Source organism: Pseudomonas fluorescens, assembly GCF_900636825.1.
Lineage (GTDB): Bacteria > Pseudomonadota > Gammaproteobacteria > Pseudomonadales > Pseudomonadaceae > Aquipseudomonas > Aquipseudomonas fluorescens_BG.
In genome coordinates, this window is sequence record NZ_LR134318.1 from 5,977,538 (window position 1) to 5,992,791 (window position 15,254).

General features: G+C 60.4%; 11 protein-coding genes. 3 read left to right on the plus strand and 8 right to left on the minus strand.

Annotated elements, in window-relative coordinates; all coding sequences use genetic code 11:
- Positions 1–113 precede the first annotated feature (113 nt).
- Positions 114–1,553 (plus strand): cardiolipin synthase, encoded by a 1,440-nt coding sequence (gene cls / locus EL257_RS27395; RefSeq protein ID WP_126367866.1) that lies wholly within the window; start codon positions 114–116, stop codon positions 1,551–1,553.
- Positions 1,554–1,555: 2 nt separating this feature from the next.
- Here cls and cfaB read toward each other — a convergent pair whose 3' ends face one another.
- The 5 genes from cfaB to hflK (EL257_RS27420) all read right to left on the minus strand — a co-directional run bounded on the left by cfaB (position 1,556) and on the right by hflK (EL257_RS27420) (position 8,855).
- Entirely contained in the window at positions 1,556–2,743 is a 1,188-nt protein-coding gene (cfaB, locus tag EL257_RS27400; RefSeq protein WP_126367868.1) for a C17 cyclopropane fatty acid synthase CfaB, read from the minus strand.
- 166 nt (positions 2,744–2,909) lie between these two features.
- Entirely contained in the window at positions 2,910–4,817 is a 1,908-nt protein-coding gene (locus EL257_RS27405; RefSeq protein WP_126367870.1) for a heavy metal translocating P-type ATPase, read from the minus strand.
- Entirely contained in the window at positions 4,814–5,863 is a 1,050-nt protein-coding gene (gene hflK, locus EL257_RS27410; protein ID WP_126367872.1) for a protease modulator HflK, read from the minus strand. Before hflK (EL257_RS27410) ends, EL257_RS27405 begins: the two co-directional genes overlap by 4 nt.
- Positions 5,860–6,897: a protease modulator HflC gene (hflC, locus tag EL257_RS27415; protein WP_126367874.1), complete on the minus strand. Its 1,038-nt coding sequence runs from the start codon at positions 6,895–6,897 to the stop codon at positions 5,860–5,862. Before hflC ends, hflK (EL257_RS27410) begins: the two co-directional genes overlap by 4 nt.
- Complete coding sequence (gene hflK, locus EL257_RS27420; RefSeq protein ID WP_126367876.1) at positions 6,894–8,855, minus strand: protease modulator HflK; 1,962 nt, start codon at positions 8,853–8,855, stop codon at positions 6,894–6,896. The genes hflC and hflK (EL257_RS27420) overlap by 4 nt, the downstream gene beginning before the upstream one ends.
- Before the next feature lie 211 nt (positions 8,856–9,066).
- On the opposite strand from hflK (EL257_RS27420), the gene lpdA reads away from it, so the two are divergent.
- Complete coding sequence (lpdA, locus tag EL257_RS27425) at positions 9,067–10,467, plus strand: dihydrolipoyl dehydrogenase (RefSeq protein ID WP_126367878.1); 1,401 nt, start codon at positions 9,067–9,069, stop codon at positions 10,465–10,467.
- Positions 10,468–10,583: 116 nt separating this feature from the next.
- Here the strand turns inward: lpdA and EL257_RS27430 are convergent, their stop codons facing one another.
- Positions 10,584–11,057, minus strand: a complete 474-nt coding sequence (locus tag EL257_RS27430; protein ID WP_126367880.1) for an Lrp/AsnC family transcriptional regulator — start codon at positions 11,055–11,057, stop codon at positions 10,584–10,586.
- A gap of 145 nt (positions 11,058–11,202) precedes the next feature.
- Here EL257_RS27430 and EL257_RS27435 point away from each other — a divergent pair, with 145 nt between their 5' ends.
- A complete protein-coding gene (locus EL257_RS27435; protein WP_126367882.1) occupies positions 11,203–11,832 on the plus strand; it encodes a LysE family translocator in 630 nt (209 codons plus the stop codon).
- Here EL257_RS27435 and EL257_RS27440 read toward each other — a convergent pair.
- Both EL257_RS27440 and EL257_RS27445 read right to left on the minus strand, forming a co-directional pair.
- Entirely contained in the window at positions 11,829–13,967 is a 2,139-nt protein-coding gene (locus tag EL257_RS27440; protein ID WP_126367884.1) for a hypothetical protein, read from the minus strand. The two genes, EL257_RS27435 and EL257_RS27440, sit on opposite strands and share 4 nt — an antisense overlap.
- Positions 13,954–15,141: a DUF3142 domain-containing protein gene (locus EL257_RS27445; RefSeq protein WP_126367886.1), complete on the minus strand. Its 1,188-nt coding sequence runs from the start codon at positions 15,139–15,141 to the stop codon at positions 13,954–13,956. The genes EL257_RS27440 and EL257_RS27445 overlap by 14 nt, the downstream gene beginning before the upstream one ends.
- Positions 15,142–15,254 lie beyond the last annotated feature (113 nt).

Genomic DNA, 15,254 nt, shown 5'->3' on the forward strand with positions numbered 1-15,254 from the left:
GTAGTGGCCGTTAGACGTCGGCCGATTGCTTCGGTTCATGCCCAATTAAATAGCGACATTCACGGTAGAACATGGTCTGTTAAGCATTGAGTCTTCCGGAGCAAGGCTGCCCCATGGATTATTTCGGACCGCACATCTTCGGTTATCTGATCGCCCTGACACACACCCTTGGCTTGATCGCCGCGATCCATGCGGTGCTGACCGTGCGCACGGCCCAAGGCTCGATCGCTTGGGCATTGTCGCTGATCTTCATTCCCTACCTCACGCTAATTCCATACCTGGTGTTCGGTCGCAGCACCTTCGATGGTTACATCAAAGCGCGCCGCCAAGCCAACGAACAGATGCGCCAGGCCATCTCGGAACTGAATTGGCGCCCGTGGGTTGAAGAAGCCTTGGCCGCGCGCGCTTCGAATGCTTACGCATCTTTACGCGCCATGCCCAAACTGGGGCGCATGCCCTGTCTGGCCAACAACGAAGTCGAGTTATTGGTGAATGGTGGCGCTACCTTCGAGGCGATATTCCGCGCCATCGCCGAAGCTAAAGAGGCCGTGCTGATTCAGTTTTTCATCATTCACGATGACCGGCTCGGCCAGCGCCTGCGTGACGTGCTGCTGCAAAAAGCTGCGGAAGGCGTGGCGATTCATCTGTTGTACGACCGCATCGGTAGCCATGCCCTGCCCCACAGTTATGTTCAGGCACTGCGTGATGGCGGCGTCGAGGTCAAAGCCTTCGCCAATCGAAGTGGCTGGCTCAATCGTTTCCAGGTCAACTTTCGCAATCATCGCAAAATCGTCGTGGTCGACGGTGTCGTGGGGTTTGTCGGCGGGCATAACGTTGGCGATGAATACATGGGCCAGAAACCACCGCTGGCGCCGTGGCGCGACACGCATGTGAAAGTTCGTGGCCCAGTGGTGGCCTGCATGCAGGAATCCTTCGCCGAAGACTGGTTCTGGGTCACACGCACATTGCCGCCGTTGATTTTGCCGGACGCATACCCTGAAGACGGCGTGCTGTGCCAACTGCTCGCCAGCGGGCCGGCCGATGCCTACGAAACCTGCTCGCTGTTCTTTGTTGAAGCGATCCATGCGGCGACCGAACGAGTGTGGATCACCAGCCCTTATTTCATTCCTGACGAAGCGGTGTTTGCGGCGCTGCGCCTGGCGGTGCTGCGCGGCGTCGATGTGCGTTTACTGCTGCCGTCGCGGCCGGATCATCGCATCGTCTACGCCGCATCCAGTCTGTATGCGTTTGAAGCCGTACGTGCCGGGGTGCGGGTATTTCGCTACGAACCCGGCTTCCTTCATCAGAAAGTAGTGCTGATCGACAGTGAGATCAGTGCCATCGGCAGCGCCAATCTGGACAACCGTTCATTCCGGCTGAATTTCGAAGTGATGTTGCTGACCGTTGACAGCGACTTCGCTGCGAGCGTGGAACAGATGCTCAATCGGGACTTTGAAAACGCTTACGAAGTCGCCAAAGGAGAAAGCCGGGAGATCCACCGCCTGCAACAAGTTGGCATGCGGATCGCCCGGCTGATTTCGCCAATTCTGTAACCCTAGGGGTTATAGATATCGTCACGGGTCCACGGCAATTCGTGGCTGCCATCCGGGTGCGCTTTTACCGCGAGGATCTGGTGCAAATTGATCCAGCCGCGCGCGAACGCATAAGCGCAACCGGCCAGATACAGGCGCCAGATGCGCAGCGCTTGCTCTGGTACCAGATTCGCCGCAGCTTCAAGGTTGTCTTCCAGCCGCTCGCTCCAGTGATCGAGCGTGCGAGCGTAGTGCAGGCGCAGGCTTTCAACGTCGACAATCTCCAGCCCGGCTTCGCTGATCTCGGCCGAGATCATCGACACGTGCGGTAACTCGCCGTTGGGGAATACATACTTCTCGATGAACTCGCCGGCGCCTCGTCCGACTGGTCGGCCGTCAGTGTGCTTGGCGGTGATACCGTGGTTCATCACCAGGCCGCCCTCCTTCACCGCGCCGAACAACGTCTTGCAATACTCGGCCAGATTCGCGTGACCGACATGCTCGAACATGCCGACGCTGACGACCTTGTCGAAACGCCCGTCCTGGGGCAAATCGCGGTAGTCGAGCAACTGCAGTTCGATCTGATCTTCCAGGCCTTCAGCCTTGACTCGCTCGCGCGCAAGTTCCAGCTGTTCCTTGCTTAGCGTAATGCCAAAAACTTTCGCCCCAAACTCTCTCGCCGCATAGCGCGCCAGGCCACCCCAGCCGCAGCCGACATCCAGCAGATAGTCGCCCGGTTGCAAACGCAATTTGCGGCACAGATGGCGGAACTTGGCTTGCTGCGCTTGTTCGAGGGTTTCGCTGCCCGTTTCGAAATACGCGCAGGAATAGGCCATGTCGCTGTCCAGCCATAGCTGGTAGAACGCGTTCGACAGGTCGTAATGATAGGAGATGGCCTTGGCGTCAGTTTCCTTGTCGTGCAAGGTCCGTACGGGCTGGCTGCCGTCATCTTCGTCGAGTAGCGCCGAACTCAATTCGTCACAGACGCGGATGACTTCGCTGATCGAGCCCTCTAGTTCAAGCTTGCCTTCGACAAAAGCCGCACCCAGTGCATCAAGGCTTGGATGGGTGAATTGAGTCACCATTTGCGGGTCCTTGACCACAATGGTGACACTGGGCGCCGGGCCCAGGTTGAACTCATGGCCGTCCCAGAGACGCAAGCGAAGCGGAAGCTGCAAATTCTGTAAGGCCGGTGGAAGTTGCGCGAGCATGGAAAATCCCCCTTGTTTCAGACGTCAAATCTGAGGGTAGACCATCCTGGAAAAATAGCAGGCTATCGATTTGATAGCCGCCGACTATGCATCCCGAGTCTGTTCAAGCGCTTTCAAAGACATCTGTTCAAAGGACAAACCGCCCGATGCGCAGTTCAAAAAATGCTCAGCCCTGCTCTTTCATCTTTAGCAGAGGCTCTTGAAACCGTAACAACCGTCCGGCATTGCCGAGCACCAGCAATGTGCTGAGGTTATGCAGCAATGCAGCGATCATCGCCCCCGCAGCGCCAAGCCATCCGAACGCGGCGAACACCACGATCGCCAATGTCCAGCCCAGGCCAATGATCACGTTGACCTGCAATGTCCTGCGGCACTGGCGACTCAGGCGCACGCATGTGCCGAGGCGGCGCAAATCGCTGCCGATCAGTACGATGTCCGCCGAAGCCAAAGCGATGTCCGCGCCACCCGCGCCCATGGCCACACCGACCACACCGGCCTTGAGCGCGAGTGAATCGTTGATGCCATCGCCCACTACCATCGGCCGGAAGCCGTTAGTGATTTCCTCAAGCACACGGTTGAGTTTGTCTTCAGGCAACGCTTGCGCTTCGATCTCATGCAGGCCGACTTCCTTGGCCAAAGACTGCGCGACGCTTTGCCGGTCGCCGGTCAGCAGCAATTGCCGACCGAGACCCAATTCACGCAGCTCGCCAAGAGCGAAGCGTGCCTCCGGTTTGAGCGTGTCAGCCAACAGCAGCCAGGCGAGGAATTCCCCATTAAGCGAGAGGCCGGCAATCGGCCCGTCATGTTCGGGAACCGCTGTAGTAGCAATGCCCAACTGCGCGAACAACTCTGGACGGCCAAGCGCCGCTTCGCCCTGCTCGGTCATCGCCACCACGCCGAGGCCTTGGCGCTCATGAACGTCGCTGAGCGGCAACATGGCTGGCGGACTGACCAGCCCTGCCAGCGCACGACTGACCGGATGACTGCTGGCTGCACCAAGGCTGGCAGCGAGCGCCTTGACCATCGCTGATTCCGTACGAGGGCTGAGGATAGACTGTAAACGCAAGGTCCCGAACGTCAGCGTTCCGGTCTTGTCGACCACCAGCGAAGTCAGATCGGCCAGCTCTTCCAGAAACGCGGAACTGCGGATCAGAATTCCATGCCGCGCCGCCACTGCTACACCGGCAATCGCCGTAGCCGGCGCCGATAGCACCAAGGCACACGGACAGGCCGCGACCAACACCGCGAGCATCGCTTGCGCATCGTTGGTAACAAACCAGGTCACCGCCGCCAGCAACAACACCAGCACCATGTAACTGCCGGCGTAACGTTCGAGCAAACGCGTGATTGGCGGTTTTGAACGTTCGGCGTTTTGCATCAGCGCAATGACTTTGCCCAGCGTCGATTCTTCGCCGGTGCGGGTCACTTCAATGCGCAACAGACCGTCGAGGTTAATTGCCCCGCCAAACACCGACATGCCGACGCCCGCCTCGACCGGCACCGATTCGCCGGTAATCGAAGCGGTGTCGAGACTGGCTTGACCGGAAATCACGCGCCCATCCGCTGGTATCCGATCACCCGCCCGCACTTCAACCGTGTCGCCGGATACCAGCGTCGCGTTGTCTACGTCGATGATTGAACCGTCAGCCTGAACCTTGCGCGCGTGGCTGCGGGTCAGTTGGCCGAGGGCATGAATCGCTTCCTGAGAGCCGATGACGCTGCGTTCTTCCAACACATGGCCGAAGATCATGATGATCGGCAACAATGCCGCAGTCAGCAGATCCCCCGTCGCCCAAGCGCCGAGCATGGCCAAGGCAATCAGTTGATCGGTGATGCCGTGCAAGCTCGGATACCGCAAGCTGTACCAGGCCGAACGCATCACCGGGACGGCCACCAATAACGAAGCAAAACCCAACAGCAGTTGGCTGACACCCGTTTGTTCGGGCATCAGCCAGCGCCAGATCAATCCCAGACCCAGCAAGCCCAATGCGAGCATGGCCAAACTCAGTTGCCGAGCCGCGCGGCGTTGTTCGGCCGAGGACAACAGGCTCGGTGCGGCAGTGGTTGCAGTCATTTATTGGCTCCCTGAATGATCAGGCGGGAATCGTCTTTCGGGTCGATCGTAGTCACTGATCCGGCTTGGCCGAGAATCTTCGGCACGCGCTCACGGTAAAGGCGCAGGAGCATTTGCGGATCGGTGCTGCTGGCCAGACTCGACACCGTGGCGGTGTCGGCGGACGCCTTGGCCAAGCGTTCGCCGGCCTGTGCATGAGCGACTTGCAGCGCACGGTCAGCTTGTTCGTTGGCACTTTGGGTAAGTTTTTCGGCTTCAGTGCGTGCGTTGGCCACGGCCTTGTCGGCTTGCTGGCTAGCCGTTAACACTGCGTTGAACGCATTCACCGCCGGTCCGGGCAGACTCGATTGCACATCCACCCGCGCCACTTCGATGCCGATGCTCTGCCCGCTGGCTTTCAACTCGGCCAAACGCCGGTTGATGCTTTGCACCAAATCTCCGCGTAGCCTTTCGCGCCGTTCGGCGGCCTGATTGTCGGCGCCAATCAACTCCGGCCGAGCAACGAGAATGGTGTCGAGATCACGGGCGGCGGTCAGGGCCAATGCGCTACTTGTGACCACACGATCCAATGCTGGCAGCACATGCTCAGCCTGCAATACGAAGTCGTAAGGGTTGGTGACTTTGTAAAAGACCCGCACATCCAGTTGCACGACGCCGGCGTCACCGGTCAGCAAATAACCTGAGCCGGCCAATGCGTCGCTCAATGGCGTTGCAAAGGATGCGACACGATCGCCTTTCAGTGCCTCGTCGCTGCGCAACAGGTTTTCCACTCGGCGCTCCATCACTCGATCCGCCGCTGGCAATAACACCACTTGTTCGAACGGCTGCGGCCAGGCGAGCAGCAGACCCGCGTTCTGCACGCGGTTCAAAGCGCCAAAATGCAAAACCACCGCGCGATTCTGTGGGTCGATCTGCCGCACGTTAGAAAATGCCCAAGCCAGCGCGGCCAATACCGTCACCGCGTATAGCGCGATAAAAGCCAAGCGCCCTGCTTGTATCCATGGACTGTTCAGCGCCTGTGTTCCACGTGGAACTTTGTCATTCATGGCTGCGATCCGGATTTGTTTTCGAGCATTGGCGGCCCATCAACCAACGCCCGAAATGGCGCCGCGTCGGTGCGCAAAATCAGCTTGGTATCCGGAGTGACGATAGTCCCCAAGGTATCCAGAGATCGCAGCAAGTTATAAAGCTGCGGTGAACTCGCGTAAGCGCGGCCATAAATTTGCGCGGCTTCGACGCGAGATTGCGCTTCAATTTCTGCCGCCTTCACGGTCGCGTCTGCTTGCACGATTCGCGCGTCGCGTTCGGCGGCGGAGCGGATCTGCGCCGCTTCACGCTTGCCGATCGCGGTGCGTTCAGTGGCGATGGTTTCACGCTCGGCACGCATGCGATCAACCGTGGCGGTGAGCGTTACCGACGGTAAGGTCAGACGCTCAATGCCAACTTGCACAACGCGCACGCCGTAAGTCGCGAGCAGTTGCTGGTCGATCTGCTGGCGCAACTGCGCTTCAAAATCGGCGATGTGCACCTGACTGGCATCGGTGTTCACCAGATGCGCCAGATCGAAACTGCTGGCGGTGGTCTCCAGCGCCGAGCCAACGAACGTCCGAATCTGCCGCGCCGCTTCGTCTGGCTGGTTCTGCACCGCGCGCATGAAACGCTGCACATTTTGCGGATCACCCTGAACCTGCCACGCCACATACGCCTGCACGATGATGCGCAAGCCATCCCGAGTGCCGACATCCTGCAAGCCGCTGGAGGTCGTGCGCAGACGCAAATCCACCGGGATCGCAGCCTCGAACGGCGCCGGCCAGCGCCAGCTCAAACCCGGATCAAGCAGCACCCGTGCGGGATTGCCGAAACGGGTGACGACCGTGGCTTCACCGGAGCGCACTTGCACCAGGCTCGCGGCCGCGATGGCGAAGGCGATCAGCAAAGTCGCCCCCGCCATGCGTCGCCACGGAAATGGCCCCGCCTCCTCCGGGGCGCCGTGGTGATGATGCCCATGGTGATGATGTCCGCCATGGCCATGGTCGTGGCCGCTGTGATCATGCGGTGCGTGAGTGTGCGACTGGCTCAATGGGCGACTCCTGGTTGAGCGAGGGTGCGCGCGGGCGTCGGATCAGCCGGCAGCGTGAAGGTACGCAGATCAATGGTTGGCGCATTGCTGCTGCCACCGAGGCGATGGTCGAGGACGAGCAATTTGGCTTTGCTCAAACCCTGGCTGAGCTGGCCGAGGTATTGCTCCAGAACGAACGCCTGACCCGCGCTGGCGTAAGCTCTTTGTTCGGCATTGAACCGCAGGTCCGCTGCTTGCGCCGTGGCGGCTGTTTCACTGGCGTTGGCGCTGGCCTGGTCGCGAAAAAGGCTGGCCTGCAATTGCGCCAGATTGTTTGCTTCAGCCGCTGCCCCGCGCTCGCGGGCAATCAAGGCCTGCGCACCGATCTGCGCAGCCTGCACACCGTGATAGGCGTTAGCTGCGCCAGCGGGTGGATGAATCGCTTCCACGACGGTAGCGAGGATTTCCACGCCGCTGTCGAGGGCTTGCAGATCGCTTTGCACTGCGCGCCCGATCTCCTCACCGAGCCCGACCCGATCCTCACCGAGCAAACCATCCAGCGTGCGCGAAGCGAAATCATGCACCAGAATTCGGCTCGCGGTGCTGCGAATCAACGTGGGCACATCGGCGCTGTTATAGGTGGCCGCCAGCGCTGACTCATCGCTTAGACCAATGCGATAAACGAAGCGAACATCCATGTTGACGATCTGAAAGCTCTGCTGATCGCCACGGCTGCTGGCGATGACCTGCGATTTGTCATTGACGTGACTGGCATCCCATAAGCGATTGGCCGTGATGGGCGCCGGGCCTTCGGCGGGATCGGCTCGCACTGGCGCCGGATTTTCGCCAACGCTGGTCGCCAACTCATGCACCACGCCGTTTTCGATGTTCAGCACGCGGCCCAATGGCCACGGTAACCCGGCATGCAATCCTGGGCCGAATACCTGCACCGGCTTGCCGAACCGCTCGTAGATGCCCCGACCTTGCAGCGGAATTTCATGAACGCCCGTCAGCAACCATCCCACGGCGGCAACAAACGCGAGCACAGGCAGAGAGGCTCGGCGCATGTAACTGAACGCCCAGATCTGGCGCAAATCGATGCCAAAGCGATTGTGCAATTCGTCTTGCAAGGCGAGGAACGGCTGCGGCGGCCAGCACAGCGTGTCGGCGACAAAACTGCGCGCCAGCAAGGGCGGTTCGAGCTGATCGCGGCGCGGACTGAACAGCGAAAGAACAGCGCGCAACAACAATTCGACCGCGACCAATCCAGGCAGAACACCCACCAACACAGCCAGGCGAACTGGCCATACCGCGCGTTCGCTGGCGAACAGCAGACACAACGCACCAAGCACCAGACTGATGATCGCCACGCGCGTGAGTTGCGCGAGCGATTTCGCTTCCGGCCACTGCGCCGGATTATCCTGAGCGAGTTGGCGCTCCAGAACCAGCAAACCGAACGCCAGCAACAATGCCAAAGCGGCGCCCACTTTTGCCGACAGGCCCATGGCCGTAGCAGGGAGTTCCAAACTCCACGCCTGCCCCAGGCCTAACAGCACCAGCAACGCCCAGCCACCCAACCATAAGGTCGGTGCACCTATAAGGGTGAGCAAATGCAGACCGCGCTGGCTCAGGCGATCGAGCAATCGCTCGTACCATCCTTGCGCCGCAGACCGTTCTGTCTCAGCCAGCGGCACCGGTATCGCAGGCGACATCGCCTGCGCGCGCCACTGCGTAACCCACCAAGCCGACTGCAGGCCCGCGACCAGCACCAGCAATGCTGCGCTCTGGTTGATCAGCAGCGGCAACCACAACGATTGCGGCGCGAACAGGCCGACAAAAAACGCCACCAGCCAGCCGATTCCGGCCAACACGCCCAGGCCCAGTGCCCAACGTCGCAATCGCAGGCTTTGCGCAGCCGCTAGTTGAAAACGCGGCAGGCCGGCGACTTGCGTGCCCTCTTGTTCCAGATCGACTTGCATATCACCCCGACGTCGTTGGCTTGTTGCGCAGATCGTTACGATATAACGAAAACCGTGAAATATTTGTTCACAATCGCACTTATTCAATGGTCCTTGACCTGTCGCTTGCCTGAAGCCTTGACCGAAATGTCGGGAAACGCTCATATTACGCTCGTAATTTTAATCGAGAGCTACTTTTAGCGATCCGCATCCATTCATCAGGAGCAAGCGCATGAGCAACTATGACGTAGTGATTCTGGGCGGCGGCCCCGGTGGTTATAACGCGGCAATCCGCGCCGGTCAGCTGGGACTCAAGGCGGCGTGCGTAGAAGGACGCGCCACTCTCGGCGGCACTTGCCTCAACGTTGGTTGCATGCCGTCCAAGGCGCTGCTGCACGCTTCGGAGTTGTACGACGCGGCCATGGGTGCGGAGTTCGCCAATCTCGGCATCGAGGTCAAGCCGACGCTGAACCTCGCGCAGATGATGAAACAGAAAGACGAAAGCGTCGCAGGCCTGACCAAAGGCATCGAATTTCTGTTTCGCAAGAACAAGGTCGACTGGATCAAAGGCTGGGGCCACATCGCCGGTCCGGGCAAAGTCACCGTCACCGATGATCAGGGCGGTAAAACCGAGCTGAGCGCCAAGGACATCATCATCGCCACCGGCTCCGAGCCCACTCCCCTGCCCGGCGTTGAAATCGACAACCGACGCATCCTCGATTCCACCGGCGCGCTGTCCCTCAGTGAAGTGCCCAAGCATCTCGTAGTAATCGGTGCCGGGGTGATCGGCCTGGAATTGGGATCGGTGTGGCGGCGTCTCGGTGCACAGGTGACGGTGGTCGAATACCTTGATCGAATTTGTCCCGGTGTCGATGCCGAAGCCGGCAAGACCCTGCAGCGAGCGCTCAGCAAACAGGGAATCGCTTTCAAGCTGAGTTCGAAAGTCACCAGCGCCACATCGTCCGAAAGCGGCGTGCAACTCAGCCTCGAGCCCGCCGCTGGCGGCAGCGCTGAACTGCTCGAAGCCGACTACGTGCTGGTAGCTATCGGTCGCCGTCCTTATACCCAAGATCTGGGCTTGGAGAACGTCGGCCTGACGACCGACAAGCGCGGCATGCTCGCCAACAAACAGCACCGCACCGAAGCCGCCGGGGTCTGGGTGATCGGCGACGTAACGTCAGGGCCGATGCTCGCACACAAGGCCGAAGATGAGGCCATGGCCTGCGTCGAGCAGATCCACGGCAAGGCTGGCGAGGTCAATTACGAGCTCATCCCCAACGTCATCTATACCAAACCGGAGTTGGCCAGCGTCGGCAAAACGGAAGAACAGCTCAAAGCCGAGGGCCGCGCTTACAAGGTCGGCAAGTTCCCGTTCACCGCTAACAGCCGGGCGAAGATCAACCATGAGACCGAAGGCTTTGCCAAAGTCCTTGCCGACGAGCGCACGGACGAAGTGCTGGGCGTGCATTTGGTTGGCCCGAGCGTGAGTGAAATGATTGGCGAGTACTGCGTGGCGATGGAATTCAGTGCCTCGGCTGAGGACATCGCGCTGACCTGCCATCCGCACCCCACGCGGTCGGAAGCGTTGCGCCAGGCGGCGATGAATGTCGAGGGGATGGCGACGCAGATGTAGAAGATCGAAAGATCAAAGATCAAAGATCAAAGATCAAAAGATCGCAGCCTTCGGCAGCTCCTACAGGGATCGGATTTTCAAATGTGGGAGCTGCCCAGGCTGCGATCTTTTTGCTTTCAGGCAGGCAGATGTCCGAGAGGCAGCGGCCCCGGCGCTTTCACAGTGTGAATGGCAAAATTGCTGCGGATATCGCTCACGCCCGGCAATTTCAACAGGCTGCTGCTGACAAAGCGGTCATAGGCGCGCAGATCCGGCACCACCACTTGCAGCAGAAAATCCGATTCCCCAGACACCAGAAACGCTGAAATCACTTCCGGCAAAGCCGTCACCGCCGCGTAGAACGCCTCGGCCTGTGCGTCGTTGTGGCGCTCGACCTTGACCCCGACAAATACCGTCATTCCCAAGCCGACCTCGTCGCGATCAAGGTTTGCCTGATAGCCACGAATCACCCCGGCCGCCTCCAACATGCGCACCCGACGCAGGCAGGGCGATGCCGACAGCCCGATTTCCTGCGCCAGCTCGACATTGCTCACCCGGCCGTTGCGTTGCAAAGCGGCAAGGATCTTGCGATCAAAGGCATCGAGTTTCATGTTTGGCAGATCCTGATGGTTAACGCGCTCTAAACGAGCAGCTTATGCCAATTCCAAGCCCATATGAAGCCAACTACGCAAGCACCTGCGCCACCCTTCAGCCCTAGACTGGCGCTGGAAAATCAACAAGGACACGAGGTGCAACGTGGCGAATCTCTGGCTGTTTTTTTTGGCATTGGCGGTGATTTTATTATTGCCGGGGCCGGACATGATCCTGCTCTTGCAAACGGGCGCGCGGCAGGGCCGCGGCGCAGCGCTGGCGACCGCAATCGGTCTGGCGATTGCCCGGGCTTGCCACGTGGCGTTGGCGGCGTTGGGGCTGGCGGCGCTGTTCAAAGCAGCGCCGTGGACGTTCGAGGCGGTACGCTTCGCCGGGGCGGCGTATCTGCTCTGGATCGGCATTCATTGCCTGCGCACCACACTGGTGTCGAACCTGACGACGGGCGATGTCGCCGACACACATGGACAATGGCGCGAAGCGATCCGCCGCGGCTTGCTGACCAACCTGCTCAACCCCAAAGCCCTGCTGTTCTGCTCGGTACTGCTGCCGCAGTTCATCATCGCCGACGGCGCACCGGTACTGATCCAGTTCGCCCTGCTTGGCGCTGTGCTGGTCGGTGTCGGTTTGCTGTTCGACAGCGCGTACGCCTTGAGCGGCGCGGCGCTCGGCCGCTGGCTGCAACACAACCCGACGGCACAACGCGTGCAACAATGGCTGTTCGGTAGTCTGTTGATCGGTTTCGCCGTCCGCCTGACGTTCGTCCAACAGGCTTAGCCTTTGCCGCGCCTGCGCTGACGGCGAGTGATCAGCACTAAAGCGACAGCGACGATCAGCACAATCGACCCGGCCTGAACAGGCCATTTAAACGGTCGCAGCGTGGCGCGCACCGCATCAGTGATTTGAGTAACGTAACGTTTGTCAGCGTTAGCAAAATCCGGGAACTGGCACAGGCGACCGAAGTCGGCAGCCCACTCGACATAGGGGCCTTCTTTGACGTAGCGCTGGTAGAACGCACTCTGCTCAGCGGCGCTGCTGTTCCAGCCGGCAGCGGTACACAAAACTGCGGCGAACGCTTGGCTGGTGTGCGGCAAATTGTCGGCCGCTCGACTGGCCAAACCCGTGGCAACAAAGCGGTAGTGATAACGCTGATCCGGCTGCGCTGCGTTGGTCAGCTGACGTTGGACCTCTGCTTCGGACACAAGTGGGCCAGATTTCAATTCTGAGGATTCCAGACTGAAGTTCCCGTCAAACGTAGCGTAATCCGGGGCCATCTCGTAGCCGAGGATCTCCATGCCCCAATCTCGTGCTGCCTGAGCAGCCATAAACAGCCCTCTGGCCCGCGTGGTCGGCCACCATGCCGATTCAGCAGCGTGGCGCTGCTCGCCATAGAACCGGGCCTTGGTTTGCAAGTCGGGATTGTCGAAGTACGCGACCGCTTCCGCGTAATGCCCTTCGCGCAGCAAGCGGCGACCGAGCAGGTTGCGCAGGCGGGCGGCCACCGACAACGGCACATAGTTGTCGCGTTCCTGCTGGGTCAGTGCCGGTGGAGCCGGGACATTCTCGTCGACGTATCGCTTGAGCTCATCGAGCGTCAGCACGCGTTCTGCGACCGTCGCCGCGTCGAACCAATACGTGCTGTTGCTTCGATACAACTGCACGAACGCCTGCAGATATTCACCACGATGTAACGCCAGAATCGCACTTTCGCCCTCGACGCGGCATTTGGGCTGAAGGCTTTCGTAAGCCCAGTCCGGCGTGCGCCGATAGCCCCAATTTTCCTGCTGCGGAAAGGCTTGCGCCGCTTTCGCATAGGCGGCGGCAGCGGCGGTTTTGTCACCGTCACGCACCGCCAGTTTCGCCCGCAGCCACCAAGCGAGTCCGCCCTCTCCAGCATTTTCGAGGAAGGCTTTGGCGCCAGCGTAATCACCCTGTTGATAACTCATGGCCGCCAGTCGATCAGCATTCTCGAGGCTGCCGCGAGTGCTGTTCTGCAGCAGCTTGACCAGTTTCTTTTCGTGGGTTGGCTCGTCGCCAAACGACCAGCCCTGACGGCTGACCAGCGATGCTGTAACCAGTTGCTGTACCGATTTGTGCTGAAGCAATTCGGCCAGTCTGGCCTCGGGCAATTCGGCCAGCTCATTCATCATTTGCTTGAGCGAGGTATAGCCCACCGCGGAACCGTGGAGGTTTTGGGCTTCATACAATTCGATAGCGCTGCTCCAATCGCCCGCCGCACGCACGGCCTGCGCCTCTTCACCGAGACTGGCGACGCCCAGCTCCAGTGGATCGCTGAAACCGTCGATGCTCAATTGCCGGGCGTGACGGAACGCATCACGCGCTTGCTCCAGCGCCGCACTGGCATCTGCGGCGTCGCGACTCATGGCAAACCAGCTACGCCCCAGCGAGTAAGCCGCCCAAGTGCTGCGCAACGGGCGCTGATCTGCCGGCAGCGCCAGCAGTTGCTTGAAATACTCCACCGCGAGCTGATGATCGCCCGTCGCAAACGCCACCGCTCCGGCCACATACAAGCGAACCTCCGCCGGCAGGCTCGCGCCCCGCTCTTCGACCTGACGCGCATCGGTCAGCCCGCGCAATTGCTTGACCAGCGCTTGTTGCTCGACGCTCAACCCGACCTGCTCGGCTTTGTCGCGCGCTTCAGCGGCGGCGTTTTCTTCGCCGTAGAGGTCGTTGGGATTGTGCGTCGCCGCAGTGACGTTATTCAGTCCGGCGATGGCTGTGCCGAGACGGCTGAGTTCGAAATTGAAGTTGCCCTCTGGCAGATCCGCCAGGGTCTGCCCGCGATTATCGAGCAGCCGCAGCGGGAAATCCGGGCCGCAAGCCAGCGCCGAGCCCAGCGGCAGGCAGAGGCTCAGGCACAGCAGATGGCGGGGCCAGTTACGGGTCAACATGCGAACCTCCTTGATCAATGGTGGCGCAACGCGCCCAGCCGATGGCGCGCTGTCCACCTGCGGGCACGCGTCCGTCGCGCAGGCGGGTGAAGGTAAGCAGATCGGAGCTTTGTTGCAATGCATAACCGCCGAGGGCGTCGGCGCCTTCGCAGCCCTGCACCTTCAGGGTGATCCGCGCAGGCCACGCACGGTCGAGATTGCCAGGGTTGTCGAGTTTGATGTCGTAGAGACCGTGCTGTTCGCTGAAGGTCACACCGAGCTGGCTGACCAGTTGATCGCCTCGCGCAACAGCGCGCAACGTGGTCAGACTCCATGCACGCCGGTCATTGGCCAGCGGCAGGCGAAACCAGATCAACCCGGCCAGGTTTTTTGGCGGGTCTTCGCGCAACGTCTTGGCCAGTTGGCTCAATTGCAACGGATCGGCGAGCAGCTCCCGGCGTTCACCCGCGCGCTCAAGCGACACTTCGCTTTCCACCACCGGAGCCCCGCCGTCATCCGGCAACAACGCCACGCCGTAGGCCGGCAATGCCAGATAGAACGGTTTATCGGTGATGCGCGACCAGGCTTTGGCCCATTTCAATGCCTGATCCGAATCAAACAAACCACGGCGTGGATCGCTGACGGCGTGAACCTGCAACACGCTGCTGTCAACGGCCTGCAGAAGCGCCGGCAGTTGCGCACTATCGAGCCAGGCCGGCAGTGCGGTGATGCTCAACGCTAGCGTCCGCGGAAGCGCCGAGCGCAGTTGGCTGAGCAATTCAGAATAATCGGCCAGCCGCGCCTTGCCGGCATCGTGATCGATTTCCACGCCGCTCAGCGTCAGGCCCTGCGCCTGCCAATCGGCGAGCGTCTGCAAGATCTGCGCGGTGACTTGATCACGATCCAGCGACTTGAGCTGGCCGTCGAGACGCACTACGGCGATCAACGGACGGCCGTCGGCCTTCAAGCGTGGCGCATCGATTCGCGCCCGGCTCCATCCCGCATGGGGAAAGGCTTGCAACGCAAGCACGCGCAGGGTCGAGAAATCATCCCGGCTATCGCGCAATGCCGCGTCATGGGCGGGTGTCCATTGGCGTTGCCAGATATACAGTTGTTGATCGAGCGGCTGCGCGACATGGGGTTCACACCCCGCAAGCAGTAACACCGTAAGCATCGCCGTCAAAACGAACCGCATCAAATCGCCAACTCCGCCAAGACAAAACCCCAGCCTACACAAATCCCCTGTAGGAGCTGTCGAGTGAAACGAGGCTGCGATCTTTTGATCTAGTTTTCAAACTCAGAATCAAA

Coding starts and splice junctions, on each gene's coding strand:
- cls (WP_126367866.1), top strand. CDS start 114: ATGGATTATTTCGGACCGCACATCTTCGGTTATCTGATCGCCCTGACA.
- cfaB (WP_126367868.1), bottom strand. CDS start 2,743: ATGCTCGCGCAACTTCCACCGGCCTTACAGAATTTGCAGCTTCCGCTT.
- EL257_RS27405 (WP_126367870.1), bottom strand. CDS start 4,817: ATGACTGCAACCACTGCCGCACCGAGCCTGTTGTCCTCGGCCGAACAA.
- hflK (WP_126367872.1), bottom strand. CDS start 5,863: ATGAATGACAAAGTTCCACGTGGAACACAGGCGCTGAACAGTCCATGG.
- hflK (WP_126367876.1), bottom strand. CDS start 8,855: ATGCAAGTCGATCTGGAACAAGAGGGCACGCAAGTCGCCGGCCTGCCG.
- lpdA (WP_126367878.1), top strand. CDS start 9,067: ATGAGCAACTATGACGTAGTGATTCTGGGCGGCGGCCCCGGTGGTTAT.
- EL257_RS27430 (WP_126367880.1), bottom strand. CDS start 11,057: ATGAAACTCGATGCCTTTGATCGCAAGATCCTTGCCGCTTTGCAACGC.
- EL257_RS27440 (WP_126367884.1), bottom strand. CDS start 13,967: ATGTTGACCCGTAACTGGCCCCGCCATCTGCTGTGCCTGAGCCTCTGC.
- EL257_RS27445 (WP_126367886.1), bottom strand. CDS start 15,141: ATGCGGTTCGTTTTGACGGCGATGCTTACGGTGTTACTGCTTGCGGGG.